Genomic DNA, 17224 nt, shown 5'->3' with positions numbered 1-17224 from the left:
ATTTTATGTAGTCTTTTACTTTTCATTACCATTAAAAACTTTGCTAATACTTATTAAAATAAGGATTGTTACTATTCCACCTATGATCATAGGTACCAACGTAAAACCTCCTATGTATATTAATCATCTTTCAATGAAGTTGTGTCTACTTTAGATACATTACCGTTTTCATCTAATAAAGGTGTAATGCCACCGCCTGTACTAACCCATGTCGCAAGATATTGAATGCCCGTATCTTTATCAGTTAATACATAACAACGTACATTTGAGTTCTTAGAGACATTTTCTACATTAAAGCGATTATCATTCTTTTTGTTATTAAACATCAATAAAAGCCTCCTTTATTATCAATTTCTAATTATCTATTTCACTAAACTATTATTTGAAACGTATAATTTGGTTGCCATTAAGAAAAGTAGCATATGCTATGAACAAGCCACTATGATAAGTGGCTGCATCGTTGCTTTGTTTACGCATTGGCAACGTAAACGCAACGATAAATAGGTGACTTTAGCCACACTAAAAATCCCCTAACTATAGGCGTAGTTAGGGGGTTTGGTGCATGATATAAATAAAGTGTTTAATCATATCAAGACCACTGCAATAAGTGGCTGCATCGTTGCTATGTTTGCGTATTGGCTACGTAAGCGTAACGATAAATAGGTGACTTTAGTCGTGCTAATAATTATTTAGCTACATCATTAGCTAAGAAATATTAACACTACTGTTGCTTATACAGTAACATAATACACTTAAAAAATAAATATACTTTATGTATCGAATAAGATATCAAACCTTTATTTTTTATCCTGTATTTATAATAGACAATTCTTCTATTTCCCTTAGATTCCATCTACATATTCACGTATTTTCTTAAGTGCATATTCAATATTTTCCTTGGATTCATAAGCAAATGATAGACTAATAGCATTCATATATCGACTAAATATTCAAAAGAAAGTATTTAATTAAAAGCCAAGCTGGAATCCCCTTTTAATCAAGTTAAATTGACTAGACAAAAATCATTAACCTTTTTAGATTCTTTTCCAAAACATCATAAAATTTTGTTATTATAAATTTAAACGAATTGGTAATTTTATTTAAGAATGCTAATTGGAGTTGATAATATGAGTACTATTAATAAAGATGAGAAAAACACAAATAAAAACAAATTATCCTTTTACTTGAATATAGCTAGTGGGACATTGATTATTATAGGTATATTAATATTTATCCTTCGTATCATATTGGATACTATGTATGGAGGTTCTCCTTTTAAATCAGTAGAGAGCATCTTTATTGTTGCCGGATTATTAATATCAATTGTGGCATATGCTTTAGAGAAAAACTGGAAAGAAGTCATCATATCTATTATTCTTACTCTATTCGTCATATTCATTCTATTCACATAAATTAACAAGCACTCAACTACGAGTGCTTGTTTTATTTTGAGAAATAATAGAACTCATATTAATCACTTTAACCATAAATCCCTCTCTCTCAATTATTACAACTTTCTGTAATGTTAATGCGCATTCAATAAAGCCAAAATATTAAATTAATATAGTAAACATCTACACTTCACGTTTTGTTACAGCAAGTAATATTGGAAAGTCTTTTGTTACGGAGATGTGCAACTGAGTTGAATTTCAATTACGAAAACGTAACATCGCCCATAACTTCAAATTCTTCTGTTAGAGTAAACCTTGTCGTTGAGAGCGACGAAAAAATATAAATAAAACTGACAGTGTATTCTACCTATCGCTACTTCAATTAATGGTAGAATCACAAATTTTTGGGAGGACTTATTTATTATGAAAAAAATCGTTACAATTTCAACTCTAACAGCAGGCATCGGTGTAGCAGCAATAGGAATAAATGCTAATCATGCAGACGCTGCAGAATATAATCACCATCAAGCACCTCAACAACAAGGTCAATTTAATCAACAAGGACCTAGAGGGTTTAATGGACAATTTAATCAACAAAATCATCAAAATTATAATCAAATGAATGGTCAATGGCATCCGCAATATAATCATCAATCTAGCGGTTATAAACAACCTCAGTTTAAACAACAATCATTCAATCATAATAACAACAAATCAAATTCAACATCAGTAAGTAATAGTTCGTCATCAAGTTCAAGCAGCTCTAGCTCATCATCAAGTAGTTCATCTACAACTACATCAACTTCAAAACAAACAACATCATCTACATCTGGTAACTTATACACTGCTGGACAATGTACTTGGTACGTTTATGATAGAACTGGTGGAAAAATCCCTAGTACATGGGGCAATGCGAACAACTGGGCAAGTGCAGCACAATCATCTGGTTACACTGTAGACAATAGTCCTGAAAAAGGTTCTATCTTACAAACATCTGAAGGTACATATGGTCACGTGGCTTATGTAGAAAGTGTCGGTAGTGATGGATCTGTAACTGTTTCAGAAATGAACTATTCAGGCGGACCTTATGTAACAGATACACGTACGATTTCAGCTAGCCAAGCTAAATCTTATAATTATATCCACTTATAAAAGTTTAAATTCGGCATATGTTTTTAAAACTTGAAAATGTTTAACTGTTTATCTTATAAATAAAAAGCGATTAAAAATGCGATAAATATCCAAAAAGCACCCCTGCTAGCCATATGGTTAACAGGGGTGTTTGATGTGTTAAAATTTATAATATTTACCCATACAATTGCACCCCATAAAGTTAGATTTTAGTCCAACTTTATAGGGGGTATTTTAGTCTCACGTCTTAAATTTCTACGTCCTCAACTATATTGGCTTCAAACTCATCAAGCAGTTCACGTGCTTCGGCTATCGATTTTGTCTCCATCAATTGATGTCTCAATTGACTAGCACCTTTGATTCCTCTCACGTATATTTTGAAGAATCTGCGTAAGCTTTTGAATTGTTTGGCTTCGTCTTTATCATATTTTTGGAATAATGATAGATGTAGTCTTAACAATCCTAATAATTCTTTACTCGTATGTTCACGTGGTTCCTTTTCAAAGGCAAATGGATTATGGAAAATACCTCTACCAATCATGACACCATCAACGCCATATTTTTCAGCAAGTTCAAGACCTGTTTGTCTGTCTGGAATATCACCATTAATTGTTAATAATGTATTCGGTGCAATTTCATCACGTAATTGTTTAATGGCTTCGATGAGTTCCCAGTGTGCGTCGACTTTACTCATTTCTTTACGTGTACGAAGATGGATAGAAAGATTTGCGATGTCTTGTTCGAAGACGTGTCTCAACCAATCTCTCCATTCATCAATTTCATAATAACCTAATCTCGTTTTAACACTTACAGGTAATCCGCCTTCTTTAGTCGCTTGAATAATTTCAGCCGCAACTTCAGGTCTTAAAATTAAGCCAGATCCTTTACCTTTTTTAGCAACGTTTGCTACAGGGCAACCCATATTTAAATCAATGCCTTTAAAGCCCATCTCTGCTAAACGGACACTCGTCTCACGGAATTGCTCTGGTTTATCGCCCCAAATATGCGCAACCATCGGCTGTTCATCTTCACTAAATGTTAAACGTCCACGAACACTGTGTACACCTTCTGGATGACAAAAACTCTCTGTATTTGTAAATTCAGTGAAAAACACATCCGGTCTAGCCGCTTCACTCACGACATGACGAAAGACGATATCCGTCACATCTTCCATAGGAGCTAAAATGAAAAACGGACGTGGTAGTTCACTCCAAAAATTTTCCTTCATGATATATTTAAACCTTCTTATCTATTAGTATCTCGTATTTTTATGCATGATGATATTACCACAAATCCTGAACTTATACAAAAGGAATTTAGCCTAGTCACCCACTTGATCCAAGTATGTCTAAAAGTAGTCTAAAATTCATATGATCATAAAACAAATGTCTACTCTATTCTATTATTAGTTATACAATTTAACATTTAAAGGCTAATATTCTTATTTCTGAATGCCTATTTTTTTGATCGTAGTTTAAATATCCTTCAAATAAGTTAACCCCTTGATTTTGTAAATAAAACTATATACTTCAACCAATAATATAGACATTTAATGACAATTATTTTGTATTGTCTAAATACTAAGAATTATTTTAAAAATATTATTTTTTTATTTAGTAGCCTATGTTATTATTTAGTTGCAATATTCAAAAAATTATAGATGGGAGATATTTTTATGAAAACAACTAAAATTTTAGGGGCAACAACTTTAGCAGGAGCATTATTATTTACAGGGGTTAATGCGCACGCTGCTGAAAACGTATCTAAATCACAAGCTGAAGATAGTGTGAGAAATTTAGTAACTAATAATAGTAACTTTCATCCTAAAGAAGGTACTAACTTTACTGAGTTTTATCAAGATGATGTAGATTATCCAGTTGATAATAGTTATCCAATTATTTTTGGTGAAGAACCCAACCAATCTCCTACAACATTATTTGTTAAGAAAGATACTGGTGATATTTATGATTATGATGGTAATTTAGTTCAAAAAGGTTCAGTTGGTTCTGAAGATACTAATCAAAATAATGAACAACAAACACCAGCTACTGATAACACAATAACTCAAGACAATACTCAATCACAATCTGAAGCTCAAACATTACCAGAAACTGGTGAAACATCTAACACAACTTTAGTTACTATGATTGCAGCAGTAATGTTAGCAGCAGGTTCACTATTAACTTTCAAACGCTTTTCTAAAGATAATAAATAAGTTCATATAGATTAATTTAGAGTACAAAGCATTGCTTTGTACTCTTTTTCTATTATTTATGTTTTTCATAGTTCATCTGCCATTTTTGGGCGCTAATTTATCTCTTAATATTAAACAAATAATCATTAAAATGATAATTGGTATAAAGTAATAAAACGCATTTATATTTGTAAAAAATTCAAGTCCAAAGTAAAGAACGAATAATACAGAAAAGATAATATTAAATAATAGTCTTAAGTTTCTTTTTGTCATACCTCGTTCAAACCTCCACTCTAATTTTAGAAACTTGCCTCTCAAAATATATTTAAGCAAATATATTATTTATAAAATCTGTAAAGTAGGTTTCTAAAAAGGCTGCGATAATATATAGAGGTAAAGCAATTAAAACATAGATTTTGATTAGGTTAGTAAAGGCTAATTTAATAGAATAATTAGTTTTTTTAGTTTTTCTAAACATATTACTTACTTTTCTGACAATTGCTTGATTAAATTTATACAATGCACTAACTACGAAACAAAATGCTAGTAATTCTATAATTGCATGTGGAATCGATGAAACTACCATTATTGTACCTTTATGCAAATCAAAGTTAATCGCAAAACCAAACATTATTCCAGTTATGATTGTAGTAGATATTAAATTTAAGCAATATAAAAATGGAATTGGAATTAAAGAAAGTATGAACATTTGTAACGGAGTTTTAAAACCATTATTTACAATATATTGCCAAACTTTTCCTAAACCATGTGTTGCAGTTATACTAACTTTATCTCCAATATGTTTGAATGTCTCTAATGAGGGACTAAATATAAGCGCTAATATAAATGTGATCATCAAAACAATCATTGTACAAATAAATACTTTGAATGCACGTTTTACATAATTTTCATCTTTAATTTCGAACACTACTCACACCTCATTAATGAAAGTTTTAAAATATGTTAAATCTTTAAAAAATTATTCTCTCTTATATTTTTAACATAAAATGATTTCTAGTTACCATTAATTTTTAATTTATTTTTTAATTTACAATCTGAATTTATTAATTATATTCCATCTACATTAGATTCTGCTATAGAACTTTGTTAATATTTTATTACTTTTTATTCTATTAAATATTTTAATATTACATGATTTGGTTAATAATAAATGTTTTTCTACAAAGAAATCATTAATATTGATTTATTAAAATATTTAACTCCAATTTTAATAAAAAGAATGCCATAGAAGGAGACTTTATTATGAAGCATCTTCGGAGATTTTTATTCTTTTTTATATTAATTTTTATAGTTCATTACGTTATTGACTGGATTTTAGGTAAAGATTTTTCATGGGGTGACTGTCTAGCAACAAGTATTATATTAGCTTTATTTTTCACTCCAACTTCTGATTTACTGAAGGATAAAAATAAATAAAAGTTCGAAGCTAGTACATAAAGATGAAAGAGGTCGATGATATGTCTACATTAAGAACTATTTTAATAATTTTTATATCTATTTTTGTTGGTAATATGGTATTGATGATTTTTGAAAGTGCTCCAATCAATATATGGATTGCTAGATTAATTGGTGGCATCGCATGTGCTATTACTGCCTTGATAATTACTCGCTATTATCAAAACAAAAAATCTAAAAATTGAAAAACTATCATAGTCAAATATTGACTTAAAATACAAAAGGCAACTTTTAATGTAAGTTGTCTTTTTTCTGACTTTGCAATAAAACCTACATATTCCATAAGGTAATAAGACTTATATGATGAAATATAAAACAAAAAGTAGTATTTTAAAGTTGACGATTTCTATATGATTACTCAAAAAGGGGACTTCTTTATGCGGTTTATGGATATTTTTAAAAATTGGGCAAACGATTATGATCAAACAGTTAATGGTAATAACGAGGAATATTATGATGTATTTTATAACTATAACGATCTAATTTCACAAATATCTAAAAAGGTTTATGGTGATGTTCTAGATATTGGTGCTGGTACCGGAAATTTAACAGAGTTAATGTATAAAAATAATAATATAAAAAACATTTTGTCTATTGATCCTTCCAAAGAAATGCGCGAAGTTGCTAAAAAAGATAAGAATATTGATATTGAATATGGACACTTTTTAGATATACCTACAACTAAGAAATTCGACTTTATTGTTGCTTCATTTTCTTTCCATCACCTTACTTATAAAGAGAAAGATACTGCGTTTAAGAATATGAAAAGGCATTTAAATACAGATGGTCGTATTATTATATTAGATACGTTATTCAAAGATGAATTATCTAAAAAAGAAATTATAGAGAAGTATACAAAAAAGAACTACATTAATTTAGTTGAAGACTTAAAAACTGAATTCTATCCTTATCTAGAAGAGATAGACACTTTACTTAAGAAAAATGATTTCCAATATACTATCACTCAAAAAAACACCTTTGCATGGGAAATCATCATAGAAAACAAACGATGATTCAAAAGTTTAAAAATTAAAAGATGATTTGAGTCAAATGTTGACTTAAAATACAAACAGCCTGGGACATAAATCAATGTCTCAGGCTAAAATTTTATATTGGCAGTAGTTGACTGATTTGAAAATGCACTTGTATCAAGCTTTTTTCAATTATAGTCAACCTTGCCGGGGTGGGACAACGAAATAAATTTTGGAAAAATGTTATTTCTGTCCCACTCCCTTAATACTGTCTATTCGATTATACGAGTTAAATACATATAATCCCTATTATTGTTTAATTTTTTTAAGGATAAAAGAAACACAAGCACATACTACGATTAAACCAATTAGTATAGCTCCAGAAACCAAAGTATTTCCTGTCCATTCAATTCCTACCTCTGAACTACCATTACTTTCAAAATTAGCGTAAGAATTAAATATCAATAATAATAAGAGACCAATGCTTGAAACCACACCAACAACATCAAAAATGAATTTAGTATATGGATACTTTATGTTTTTAGTTAGCATATTTTCCACACCCTTTTTCTTCAACATAACATATTAATTTATATGTGTAATCGGTATATATGAATTATTCATTTTAATTTAATATTTTTCACTTTAAATATCTTAATCTAATTCCTTTATTTTTATAAAAATAAATAAAATATGTAGATGAATATTGTATTTTTAAGTTAACATGAATTATAAGGAACTTTTTAATGAAAAGGGTATTTTTATGATAAACATTATATTCAATAATAAAACTAGATGAATAGAAATATGTAATCATTAGCTATCCCGTTAGAAAAACCTTATTTAAAAAAATAGAATTTTAAAAGTAACGTGAAAGGTTGACTATACTATGACTAAATCTAAAATAAGAACTATTTCTTTTTTACTGTTAACTTTATTTGTAATCGTATATGGAATACTTGTCATTACAACAGATTACATTAATGCTCTATATTCATTGCTATTTGTTGCTATTGTCGCAGTATGGGGATTTACCACAGATATTTTAACTAAACCTAATAAGGAAGATGATGAACATAACAACAACTAAAGTGAATTTATAGAGGTGAAACATAATATATGGAAAACCATAAATCAATGCTTATTTTAACCACTATTTTATTTTTAATTTGTTTAACCGTTGCTGCCTATTTCATTTTTTATGAGCATAACTATTTGGCTAGTTTATATCCATTAATTTTGGCTTTTGTAGATAGCGTTAAATTTTATACATCATATCAAAAATTAAAAGAACATAAATAATTAAAACAAATGAGGTGTTTTAACATGAACGCTGAAACTTTATTCATGATCATGATTTGTTGTGGTTTATTACCGATAATCATTTCTATGAACGAACGTAATAAGAAAAATAAAAAATAGACTAAATTATTATAGATAAATGTATCCCCTCAAAGTTAGATTCCAATTCTAATTTTGAGGGGATTTTTCGTTGATAAACCATACAAATTTCGTTTTAAAAATAAAACCATAAATATAAAGAACATATGACGTATTCACTTTTCAAAAAAATCATCTATTTTTCTAAAACAGTCCGCTATACATATTAGCTATGTTTTATTCGAGATTTAAACCAAATCATTCCTAATACCGCTGATAACGCGCATGATAGTGTTAGTAATACAATATGACTGTTTTCTATTAAAATGCCTCCAACGACAGAACTTAATGTGATTCCTAAATACATTGCTGTTTGATTCCATGACATGGCACTGCCGGATGTTTCACGATGGCGCTTAGATATAAAGGCTTGAAAGGCCGAAAATACAATATAACCACTTATACCTAATAATGTTAATAAAGGATAAACTAGATAGATATTTTTAAACGTAATCCCTACTAGCACTAAAGCAATGGCTAGTCCGATAAATGTGCTAGAAATCAATGTGTTATTTTTTAAGCGATCGGAAAGTACGCCACCTAGTAGACTACCTACAAGTGCACCAACACCATAAAATACAAAGGCAACACCCACAATACTTGAATTTAAATGATTAATATCTCGTAGTGCACTGCCTAAATAAGTGTATAAACCGTAAATCGCAAATGCCCAAAATGTAGTCACAACAACATCTTTGATAATAGGAGAAAGTGTTTTAGCATCAAGCTGACGAGCACTTCCAGAATTAATATGATTTGGATATATAAATATGATCAAAATAGCACTGATGATCGAAGCTATTGAAAGATATAAAAATACAGTTCTCCAATTTGTAATGTTACTTAAAAGATTTCCTAGTGGAGCACCAATCCAAATTGAAGTTAAAAATCCAGAAGTTGCTATGGATAGCCATAATCCTTTTTTAGAAGACGGTGCGAGATCCCCTGTTATCGCAAACACTGAAGATGTAATCATAGACGCAGAGGTACCAGCAATAATTCTACTAATTAACAGTAATACAAAGTTTGGAGTTAAAAACGTTAAAAAATTAGATAAAGCAAAGAAGATTGAACCAACGACTATATTACGTTTTTTCCCCCATTTATCCGCTAATATCCCAAATATTGGAGCCATGATAGCATACATAATTGAAAATACTGTCACAGACCAACTAGCTTCATATTTAGAGATATCAAAATTTTGTTGAATGTTTGGCAACAAAGGCGATATGACAAATAAATCCGTACCAATGATAAATAACGTAATCCATGAAATCACTAATTCTAGTATTTTAGTAATTTTAATATTCACGAACAACACCTCTAAAATTTATTATCTATATATAATTGTAATCCTTTTAATTTGAATTTTAAAATTAATTACAATTAATCAATTAATGGATTATATTTTTTAAAGGATAACGATATTATTTAGACATTTAACGAGATATACGAAAGCAATCACCCCAAAGGTGGATATTCAATCCACCTTTGGGGCTTTTTAAATACATTGCTACCTTCCACTGCCATTTCCCTCGCAACTTTTTCAACATCAAACACCACAAAACCAAAATCGAAATTATTTTTTCAAAGAAAAAATAATTTTTAACTGCACGTTCTCTCCTTATACTGCAACACATCCCTATCCCCTCTTCCAAATGAAACTTTGTTCATTCCAAAGTTCAAGTTCAAGAGAAACAATTTTCAATTGTTTCTTAGTTTACAACTTGAATACGTAAAAAAGGAGGAAGAGACATGACATATATTCAAGTTTATATTGAACTATTAATAAAACACAGTGCCCCACCATAATCACAAATCAATCATTACTAAGACGACTAGAACCACGACACATTTTGTCAGTGGTTCTATTTTTATTTCTACCAACTTAAAACACTCAAAACATCATGATAAAGCGTTTTAAATCCATATCTACAAAATCATTGAAACGACAATTATCAAGCAACTTTTTCAATATAATATGGCTAGGGAGGGCACGACACTGTGGGGTACAAAACAAAAAGAATTTTATCTATTTATAAAAAATTGTTATCTAACCATCACGTGAACGTTAAACATATGGCTGGATTTTTTAATACAAATGAACGCACGATTCAAAGAGATATTAAAGATATTAAGTCATTTTTAAATACACATAATCAAACAATAATATATGAAAAATCAACATGTAATTATTATTTATCACATCAATTCACCCAAGACGATGACCCTACTTATATCAATGTAACTTATGAAATGACTTATCAACTCTATAGACAATTAAACAAACAATATGAAACGTATACCATTCAAAGAACGCGTCAAACAATCACAGTGGTACTTGCGATATCAGAATCTGATGCACTTAACCTCTGTTTCATGTATCGACATTCTTTACGTATGGTTTCACCTCAAACATTAATTGAGACATTTAGCAAAGAATTATGGAAATTACAAAATAATTATATATTAAACAAAATTTAAAGGAGATTAACCACATGAAAAAAATTCTAATACTATTAACTTTACTAATTACTTTTGCGGCGGCTTGTTCTAATGGCCCCGCAAAACAAGCTGAAGGAAAATGGAAAAACAGTGAAGGTCAAGAACTGACAGTTAAAGACGATAAATTAAAAGTTAACATTGAAGGATCTACAGTTGAAGGAACGATTAAAGACGATGAAGACCATAAAGATTTAGCTAAGATCAAATTGGTAGGTGAAACAGCTTACGTTAAAGTCAAAGATGACACACTTACAGTTACCGAAGAACCCGGTGAAGCAGCAGATGACGAAACTACATTCACACGTGTGAAATAATATTTTAAATTCAAAGGATGTTTTTTATAGTGAAAAGAATTTTAGTAAGTATATTAGGTGCAACATTACTATTAACAGCTTGTAGTACATCACATCAAGACGACGGTCAGTCTAACTCAAGTCACAAAGCGGAATCAGACAAACATCAAACTAAGGATAGTTCACATCATTCAACTAAAACTGTTCAACTTAAACAATTGTTAGACAATCCAAAAGAACAATTAATCGTTACATTAAAAAACGATAGTGTTCCAAGTGAAAAAGTATCTAACAACGATTTCATCAAACATCCAAAAGATAGTTTGAAAAAATTCAGTATCACTAATATTGGCTATATTAAAGACGGACAAGGTTACAATTATAGCGACAAAATCAATGATCAAGTAAGTTTTGATCAACTCGTTAGTACTGATGTTTCAGATATTGACCGTAAATTAACTAAGCTAACAGAATATGAGATGAATCATGGCATTAATGATGACCAAAATAAAGTCAACATTAAATACGAGCCTTCTGATTTGAAAACTATTTTATACACTAAAAAAGGTGACGCTCTCAAAGAAGACGTGCGATTAGCCGATTATCAAAGAGAAATGGATATGAGTGGTGACATTAGTGAAGAAAAAACAGATTGGCTATCTAACCATAACAAAATTGATGAAGATGGCTTAAAAAGTAACTTCCCTCAATCGTCAGACTACGAAATCGAGCCATTTGAATATAAAGGTAAAACATTTGCCGGATTTGCGAAATTAACGAGTGATGTTGATAATGACAATCAACCTAAAATTGATCAATATATTTCAGAATTAACATTAGTTGAAGTACCAAAAAATACTAAAGTCACTAAAGATGACAAAGATAACGTAACTAAAGTCATTGATTATAACGATACCGATTCTGGCAAACAAGAGAAAGACAAAGAAGATCATTCATTCGACAATTTATAAACTTCTATGTATAGGCACCATTAATCACTGTATTTATGGTGTCTTTCATTTTATAAATCATTATCTTATTTCATTTTATAAATCATTATCTTATTTCATTTTAAAAAACCTGTATTGGGAGGTTAAAAACCATGACGAACTATTTATCTAAATTTATATTTTACGATTAATCATCACTGTGAAATATAAATAAAAATCACAAAAATAATGAGGAGTGCATTTAAAATGAAAAAATTAACTATGTTAGGTACCACAACAGTAGCAGGAACGTTATTATTTACAGGTCTAGGAACAGCACATGCCGACCAAGTCATCAATGACGCAAATGTTAAGAAATATGCAGAACAAACAATTGGTTCAAAATATAATAATGCAGGTAAAGTCACTGCAGGTAATATTGAAGATAAAGGCGATTATTACACGTTAGGATTCGGTACGGAAAAAGATAACGGAATTGCATCTGCAAAAGTTTACAAAGATGGTCGCGTCGTTGGTAATAATCCTCAAGAACCAACAAAAAGTATTGTTTACGCTAAAGCACAAAACCAACCTACTCAAAATAATAACCAATCAGAAAAAGCGACTAACAATACAGTAAATACTCAACAAAACGAACAACAAACACAAGCTACAAATAGTAATGCTACAACTCAAAACAATACCCAAGACCAAGCTAAAGCATTGCCAGAAACAGGACAATCTAATACAACATTCGTTACAACATTAGCAGCTATTTTATTAGCTGTAGGTTCATTATTAACATTCAGACGTGTATCTAAAAACCAATAACAACTAACTATGGAAGTATTCAATGTGCACCCAAAAATTGGACTAAAAATCTAAATTTGTGGGTGCATTTTTAACATAGGTTCGTATAAATAAGTAATTGTTTTTATACACAATTTTTGTGTATAAATTCACGAAAAAATATTATCATAAACAAACAAAAAGCACAAAAAGATACACCTTTGATGTTGTTATGTGTAAATGTAGTAAGCTAGTATATATATAACAAAAAACCAGTTCGTAAAAACGAACTGGACATAAAACTTAGTTAACGTATTGTGAACTCGTCAACTCTATGTGTTATTACTTCTTTTATATTTTACTCTCGTACTCCAATACGAGGGCTTATTTTTTATATTCATCTTTATAACTAAATAGATAGTTCCAATAATACTAAAAGCCAAAGATAAACCTAAATCGAAGTTTATCGTCATATAGACATCACCTCACTTTCTTAGTTTAAGTGATGACATATGACAATTTTGTTAACTAATATTTTAAAATCTTTATTATACATAGTAGACAGACTTGCTTAAAGTTAAGGTTTTTTACCTAAATTTCGTCTTTTCTTTTGAATATGCACGGTTATTGGATTAAATACAACTCGATAAAATTAAAATATTTTTTAAAATAATACAACTTGACTTAGCAAAGTAAAGTTAATTAATTCTATCACGATTGTTATAGTTTTTAGTTTCAAAACAAGCAAAAACAATAAATATAACCATTGTGATAAATAATATAATTCTAGGAATTAATAAGATGTATGAATAAAACATATTTTCATTAAAGACCAAGCTTCCGATAATTAACACATAAGGTATAAATATTGGTTTATTAACATCCCTCATTCTTCTAACTCCACTTGATAAAATAGGTAAGAAGATAATTACTCTTAAAATAAAAATTAGTAGTGTAGACCTGCTAAGTATTCCACTTACTAATGCTAATGAAATATCATGAAATAAAAAAGCCCACCAAAATCCTCTACGTGATGTGACACCTTTATAATTAAATATATTTTTCCAAGTATCTAAATATAATTCCCACGGGTTTTTAGTAGGGAAATCATTATTCTTTAATTGTTTATCATTATTAAAGCTTTCATCTGGATGTTGATAGTTGTCATATTCAAAATTATTTAATGGAGTTCCACAATGTTCACAAAATTTTGATCCTCTTGTTAATTTATTTCCACAATTCGAACAATACATAAATTTATTTCCTCACATTAATTAATTCTCTCTCTATTTTCAGTATTTTTAGTACGTTGGCAAGCAAAAACAATAAAAACTATAGTTAAAGGTATCACAGCAATTTGCATAACACCGCTTAAATAATCCCCAACCATAACTGGCTGGAAAAACCATTGAACTACTATAGGGATTATTCCCCAATATATTGATTTATTAGTATCTCTCATTCTTCTTGCACTAATAGCAACTAAAGGTAGGTATAAGATACCTATTAATAACAATTCTAAAATACTATCAGTAGCTTGTATTAAGAGTACAAATAGAGTAAGGACTATACCAATAATTACATGAATTAAATATGTCCACCAAAATCCTCGACGAGAAGTAATACCTTGATAATTAAAAGCATTCTTCCAAGCGTCTACATATAATTCCCATGGATTCTTTTGTGATTTAGTTTGCTGAATAGATTGAGTTTGATTGTAGTAATTATTTTCTTGATAACCTTGATTAGAGCTATCGTTATTAATTGGCGTACCACAATTAGCACAAAATCTAGTATTACTTTCTAACTTATTTCCGCAATTTGGACAATACATATTATTTTAATCTCCTAATCTTATTAATTATTTTTTAATAACCGGCCTGGGCTTTCTCACTATCAGTTCTTTCTTTCCAATCATTAAAACTTTCATCTTCATCTGCATAATTCCAAGCAGCTCCACCACCACCTGCACCATTAGCTTTTTGTTCAGGTGTTAGGTGAGTTACAGCGTGCTGACTTTCTTTAGCGTTTAAGTAATCTTGATATTCTTTACTATTACTGTTAGCGTCATTAGAGACTTTTTCAGCATATTCAGCGTTACTCATGCCGTTATGTTCTGAACGACTTTCATTTTGCATACGTTCATTGGCTTCGGCTTGTGTTTCTTGTTGGTTATTAGAATTATTTGAAGCTTCTTGAGTACTATTATTTTGTTGGGTGCTCTCATTAGAATTATTTTCTGTAGAATTATTTGTAGTTTTATCTTTTGATTTTTCTTTCTTACTATCTTTCTTTTTTTCTTCTTGTTTATCTTTTGCTTCTTTATTATTATCACTATCTTTTTGACCACAACCGGTTAATAATAAAGTAATAGCTAAACTAGGCACTGCTAAATATTTAATTTTCATGTCTCTCCATCCTTTTTGTTTAGTAACAATATTTTAACACAATATTATTTGTTTTTTACTATAGTTATAACATTTTTACAAATTAATTTAATATATTGTTAAACTATATACATGAAGTGAAATTTCAAAAATCCACATAATAAAAAAGACAATTTCTAAATAGAAATTGCCTTTTCACTCCAATCGAAGGACGTAATAACTCCGACTTTTATTCACTTTTTTATTTTTGTATTACTATTTTTTAATGATTCTTTTATGATATCTCTATTTAATCTTGATAACGTGACACGACTGTTGCGATACCTTGTCCGCCACCAATACATAATGAAGCAAGTCCTGTTTGTTTGTCCTCGTTTAATTGATGTAAAAGTGTTACTAAAATACGTGCACCTGATGCGCCGATAGGATGACCTAACGCAATTGCGCCACCTTTTGTATTAACTTTGTTTTCAGGTAATTGAAGTTCTTGATTTACTGCTAAGGCTTGTGATGCAAATGCCTCGTTTAACTCAAATACATCAATGTCATCTATTGATTTATTTGTACGTTGTAATACTTTATTAACCGCTTCAACTGGTCCAATACCCATAATAGAAGGATCAACACCACTTGTACCGAAACCATCTAACACAGCGATAGGTTTGATGTTTAATTCTTTAGCTTTATCTTCCGTCATCACCAACATCACAGAAGCCCCATCATTAATACCAGAAGCGTTACCTGCAGTCACTGAGCCATCCTTTTTAAATGCTGGTCTTAAATGACTTAATTTATCCGCTGTTGTTCCTTTTCGAACACCTTCATCTTGAGATACAACTAGAGGTTCACCCTTACGTTGTGGTACTTCAACTGGCACAATCTCTACATCAAAAGCGCCACTATTTTGTGCTGCTTCTGCTTTTTGTTGTGACTGAGCTGCAAATTCATCTTGAGCTTCACGGCTGATGTTATATTTGTTGACTAAGTTTTCAGCAGTAATACCCATATGATAGTCATTAAAGACGTCCGTTAGACCATCTGCTACCATACTATCGACTAATTTTTGGTCCCCCATTTTAAATCCAAAACGTGCATTTTTCATTAGCATTGGGGACTGTGACATGCTTTCCATACCGCCTGCGAGTACGATTTCATTATCGCCAGCTAAAATAGATTGATACGCAAGTTGAATAGATTTCAAACCTGATCCACATACTTTATTAACTGTAAATGATGGTACTGTTTCTGGTAAGCCACCTTTCATCGCCGCAATTCGTGCAGGGTTTTGTCCTTGGCCAGCTTGTAAAACATTGCCTAAGATAACTTCATTAATTTCTTTAGGATCGATATTTGTTGTTTTTAAAATGTGTTGTATTAAAGTTGCTCCTAATTCGTAGGCAGGTAGGTCTTTAAATGCACCTCCAAAAACGCCAATTGGTGTACGATATGCTTCAGCTAAAACGATTCTAGACATAAGACATATTCATCTCCTTCTCATTTATATATAGGTATGTCATGTTTTCATCATTAATGAATAAATCAACGTTTCCTCACCCATAACATCATGGATAAATCACTCATCAATTGAGTTAACATGAAAAGTTAGTGACTAAATTTTTATTTACTCATTGTTGATATTTTACCAAAATCTTATTCACATTTACCAGAAAGAGCCTATTAACAAGCAGCATTATTTTAAATTAAAACAGCAATTGAAA

At 30.1% G+C, this 17224-nt stretch carries 24 protein-coding genes; 14 read left to right on the top strand and 10 right to left on the bottom strand.

The annotated features are described in order from the left end of the window. Positions 1–119: 119 nt before the first annotated feature. Positions 120–326: a DUF6440 family protein gene (locus GVY01_RS11745; RefSeq protein WP_017637506.1), complete on the bottom strand. Its 207-nt coding sequence runs from the start codon at positions 324–326 to the stop codon at positions 120–122. Positions 327–420: 94 nt separating this feature from the next. On the opposite strand from GVY01_RS11745, the gene GVY01_RS11740 reads away from it, so the two are divergent. The 4 genes from GVY01_RS11740 to GVY01_RS11725 all read left to right on the top strand — a co-directional run bounded on the left by GVY01_RS11740 (position 421) and on the right by GVY01_RS11725 (position 2543). Continuing rightward, positions 421–504, top strand: coding sequence for a type I toxin-antitoxin system Fst family toxin (locus tag GVY01_RS11740; protein ID WP_231290210.1), 84 nt, complete (start codon positions 421–423; stop codon positions 502–504). Between the two features lie 63 nt (positions 505–567). Then, positions 568–663, top strand: a complete 96-nt coding sequence (locus tag GVY01_RS11735) for a type I toxin-antitoxin system Fst family toxin (RefSeq protein WP_108000192.1) — start codon at positions 568–570, stop codon at positions 661–663. Between the two features lie 464 nt (positions 664–1127). Beyond that, the gene (locus GVY01_RS11730; RefSeq protein ID WP_017637507.1) at positions 1128–1412 is read left to right on the top strand and encodes a hypothetical protein; all 285 of its coding nucleotides are present in this window, start codon (positions 1128–1130) and stop codon (positions 1410–1412) included. Between the two features lie 402 nt (positions 1413–1814). Then, positions 1815–2543: a CHAP domain-containing protein gene (locus GVY01_RS11725; RefSeq protein WP_017637508.1), complete on the top strand. Its 729-nt coding sequence runs from the start codon at positions 1815–1817 to the stop codon at positions 2541–2543. 226 nt (positions 2544–2769) lie between these two features. Here the strand turns inward: GVY01_RS11725 and GVY01_RS11720 are convergent, their stop codons facing one another. After that, positions 2770–3750, bottom strand: a complete 981-nt coding sequence (locus GVY01_RS11720; RefSeq protein ID WP_017637509.1) for a tRNA dihydrouridine synthase — start codon at positions 3748–3750, stop codon at positions 2770–2772. A 447-nt stretch (positions 3751–4197) separates the two neighbouring features. Between GVY01_RS11720 and GVY01_RS11715 the strand changes: the two genes are divergently transcribed. Continuing rightward, positions 4198–4737, top strand: a complete 540-nt coding sequence (locus GVY01_RS11715) for an LPXTG cell wall anchor domain-containing protein (protein WP_159333777.1) — start codon at positions 4198–4200, stop codon at positions 4735–4737. Positions 4738–4809: 72 nt separating this feature from the next. Here GVY01_RS11715 and GVY01_RS11710 read toward each other — a convergent pair whose 3' ends face one another. Together GVY01_RS11710 and GVY01_RS11705 are read right to left on the bottom strand one after the other, a co-directional pair. Further along, on the bottom strand, positions 4810–4989 hold the full coding sequence (locus tag GVY01_RS11710) for a hypothetical protein (protein WP_017637511.1): 180 nt from the start codon (positions 4987–4989) through the stop codon (positions 4810–4812). 52 nt (positions 4990–5041) lie between these two features. Then, on the bottom strand, positions 5042–5644 hold the full coding sequence (locus tag GVY01_RS11705) for a stage II sporulation protein M (protein ID WP_108017013.1): 603 nt from the start codon (positions 5642–5644) through the stop codon (positions 5042–5044). Between the two features lie 335 nt (positions 5645–5979). On the opposite strand from GVY01_RS11705, the gene GVY01_RS11700 reads away from it, so the two are divergent. The 3 genes from GVY01_RS11700 (at position 5980) to GVY01_RS11690 (ending at position 7205) form a co-directional block, all read left to right on the top strand. Next, entirely contained in the window at positions 5980–6153 is a 174-nt protein-coding gene (locus GVY01_RS11700; RefSeq protein WP_159333776.1) for a hypothetical protein, read from the top strand. Between the two features lie 41 nt (positions 6154–6194). Then, entirely contained in the window at positions 6195–6377 is a 183-nt protein-coding gene (locus GVY01_RS11695; protein WP_046467340.1) for a hypothetical protein, read from the top strand. Between the two features lie 192 nt (positions 6378–6569). Continuing rightward, positions 6570–7205 (top strand): class I SAM-dependent methyltransferase, encoded by a 636-nt coding sequence (locus tag GVY01_RS11690; protein WP_159333775.1) that lies wholly within the window; start codon positions 6570–6572, stop codon positions 7203–7205. A gap of 267 nt (positions 7206–7472) precedes the next feature. On the opposite strand, the gene GVY01_RS11685 is transcribed toward GVY01_RS11690, so the two are convergent. Next, positions 7473–7742 carry a hypothetical protein gene (locus GVY01_RS11685; RefSeq protein WP_252458103.1) on the bottom strand — a complete coding sequence of 90 codons (270 nt, stop codon included), beginning with the start codon at positions 7740–7742 and terminating at the stop codon, positions 7473–7475. Positions 7743–8052: 310 nt separating this feature from the next. On the opposite strand from GVY01_RS11685, the gene GVY01_RS11680 reads away from it, so the two are divergent. Together GVY01_RS11680 and GVY01_RS11675 are read left to right on the top strand one after the other, a co-directional pair. Continuing rightward, complete coding sequence (locus GVY01_RS11680; protein ID WP_046467337.1) at positions 8053–8253, top strand: hypothetical protein; 201 nt, start codon at positions 8053–8055, stop codon at positions 8251–8253. Positions 8254–8282: 29 nt separating this feature from the next. Beyond that, positions 8283–8465 (top strand): hypothetical protein, encoded by a 183-nt coding sequence (locus tag GVY01_RS11675; protein WP_017637598.1) that lies wholly within the window; start codon positions 8283–8285, stop codon positions 8463–8465. Between the two features lie 304 nt (positions 8466–8769). Here the strand turns inward: GVY01_RS11675 and GVY01_RS11670 are convergent, their stop codons facing one another. Then, on the bottom strand, positions 8770–9915 hold the full coding sequence (locus GVY01_RS11670) for an MFS transporter (protein WP_017637596.1): 1146 nt from the start codon (positions 9913–9915) through the stop codon (positions 8770–8772). Between the two features lie 692 nt (positions 9916–10607). Between GVY01_RS11670 and GVY01_RS11665 the strand changes: the two genes are divergently transcribed. From GVY01_RS11665 to GVY01_RS11650, 4 genes are all read left to right on the top strand, one after another. Beyond that, positions 10608–11087, top strand: a complete 480-nt coding sequence (locus tag GVY01_RS11665; RefSeq protein WP_017637594.1) for an HTH domain-containing protein — start codon at positions 10608–10610, stop codon at positions 11085–11087. 14 nt (positions 11088–11101) lie between these two features. Next, the gene (locus tag GVY01_RS11660; RefSeq protein ID WP_017637593.1) at positions 11102–11422 is read left to right on the top strand and encodes a hypothetical protein; all 321 of its coding nucleotides are present in this window, start codon (positions 11102–11104) and stop codon (positions 11420–11422) included. 29 nt (positions 11423–11451) lie between these two features. Next, the gene (locus GVY01_RS11655; protein ID WP_017637592.1) at positions 11452–12372 is read left to right on the top strand and encodes a membrane lipoprotein lipid attachment site-containing protein; all 921 of its coding nucleotides are present in this window, start codon (positions 11452–11454) and stop codon (positions 12370–12372) included. 225 nt (positions 12373–12597) lie between these two features. Next, positions 12598–13161 (top strand): LPXTG cell wall anchor domain-containing protein, encoded by a 564-nt coding sequence (locus tag GVY01_RS11650; RefSeq protein WP_159333774.1) that lies wholly within the window; start codon positions 12598–12600, stop codon positions 13159–13161. Positions 13162–13817: 656 nt separating this feature from the next. Here GVY01_RS11650 and GVY01_RS11645 read toward each other — a convergent pair. The 4 genes from GVY01_RS11645 to GVY01_RS11630 all read right to left on the bottom strand — a co-directional run bounded on the left by GVY01_RS11645 (position 13818) and on the right by GVY01_RS11630 (position 16980). Beyond that, complete coding sequence (locus GVY01_RS11645) at positions 13818–14372, bottom strand: zinc-ribbon domain-containing protein (protein ID WP_236549876.1); 555 nt, start codon at positions 14370–14372, stop codon at positions 13818–13820. A gap of 17 nt (positions 14373–14389) precedes the next feature. Next, positions 14390–14953: a DUF805 domain-containing protein gene (locus GVY01_RS11640; RefSeq protein WP_017636677.1), complete on the bottom strand. Its 564-nt coding sequence runs from the start codon at positions 14951–14953 to the stop codon at positions 14390–14392. A 34-nt stretch (positions 14954–14987) separates the two neighbouring features. Then, positions 14988–15527 carry a hypothetical protein gene (locus GVY01_RS11635; protein ID WP_017636678.1) on the bottom strand — a complete coding sequence of 180 codons (540 nt, stop codon included), beginning with the start codon at positions 15525–15527 and terminating at the stop codon, positions 14988–14990. A 268-nt stretch (positions 15528–15795) separates the two neighbouring features. Continuing rightward, a complete protein-coding gene (locus tag GVY01_RS11630) occupies positions 15796–16980 on the bottom strand; it encodes an acetyl-CoA C-acetyltransferase (protein ID WP_017636679.1) in 1185 nt (394 codons plus the stop codon). Positions 16981–17224 lie beyond the last annotated feature (244 nt).

It is taken from the genome of Staphylococcus sp. 8AQ, from assembly GCF_902506595.1.
GTDB classification, from domain to species: Bacteria; Bacillota; Bacilli; order Staphylococcales; family Staphylococcaceae; genus Staphylococcus; species Staphylococcus pasteuri.
The sequence above is the reverse complement of the archived record's forward strand: the minus strand, read 5'-3'. Positions and strand labels throughout refer to the sequence as shown.

Coding starts and splice junctions, on each gene's coding strand:
- GVY01_RS11745 (WP_017637506.1), bottom strand. CDS start 326: ATGTTTAATAACAAAAAGAATGATAATCGCTTTAATGTAGAAAATGTC.
- GVY01_RS11730 (WP_017637507.1), top strand. CDS start 1,128: ATGAGTACTATTAATAAAGATGAGAAAAACACAAATAAAAACAAATTA.
- GVY01_RS11725 (WP_017637508.1), top strand. CDS start 1,815: ATGAAAAAAATCGTTACAATTTCAACTCTAACAGCAGGCATCGGTGTA.
- GVY01_RS11720 (WP_017637509.1), bottom strand. CDS start 3,750: ATGAAGGAAAATTTTTGGAGTGAACTACCACGTCCGTTTTTCATTTTA.
- GVY01_RS11715 (WP_159333777.1), top strand. CDS start 4,198: ATGAAAACAACTAAAATTTTAGGGGCAACAACTTTAGCAGGAGCATTA.
- GVY01_RS11710 (WP_017637511.1), bottom strand. CDS start 4,989: ATGACAAAAAGAAACTTAAGACTATTATTTAATATTATCTTTTCTGTA.
- GVY01_RS11700 (WP_159333776.1), top strand. CDS start 5,980: ATGAAGCATCTTCGGAGATTTTTATTCTTTTTTATATTAATTTTTATA.
- GVY01_RS11695 (WP_046467340.1), top strand. CDS start 6,195: ATGTCTACATTAAGAACTATTTTAATAATTTTTATATCTATTTTTGTT.
- GVY01_RS11690 (WP_159333775.1), top strand. CDS start 6,570: ATGCGGTTTATGGATATTTTTAAAAATTGGGCAAACGATTATGATCAA.
- GVY01_RS11685 (WP_252458103.1), bottom strand. CDS start 7,742: ATGTTGAAGAAAAAGGGTGTGGAAAATATGCTAACTAAAAACATAAAG.
- GVY01_RS11680 (WP_046467337.1), top strand. CDS start 8,053: ATGACTAAATCTAAAATAAGAACTATTTCTTTTTTACTGTTAACTTTA.
- GVY01_RS11675 (WP_017637598.1), top strand. CDS start 8,283: ATGGAAAACCATAAATCAATGCTTATTTTAACCACTATTTTATTTTTA.
- GVY01_RS11660 (WP_017637593.1), top strand. CDS start 11,102: ATGAAAAAAATTCTAATACTATTAACTTTACTAATTACTTTTGCGGCG.
- GVY01_RS11650 (WP_159333774.1), top strand. CDS start 12,598: ATGAAAAAATTAACTATGTTAGGTACCACAACAGTAGCAGGAACGTTA.
- GVY01_RS11645 (WP_236549876.1), bottom strand. CDS start 14,372: ATGTATTGTTCGAATTGTGGAAATAAATTAACAAGAGGATCAAAATTT.
- GVY01_RS11640 (WP_017636677.1), bottom strand. CDS start 14,953: ATGTATTGTCCAAATTGCGGAAATAAGTTAGAAAGTAATACTAGATTT.
- GVY01_RS11635 (WP_017636678.1), bottom strand. CDS start 15,527: ATGAAAATTAAATATTTAGCAGTGCCTAGTTTAGCTATTACTTTATTA.
- GVY01_RS11630 (WP_017636679.1), bottom strand. CDS start 16,980: ATGTCTAGAATCGTTTTAGCTGAAGCATATCGTACACCAATTGGCGTT.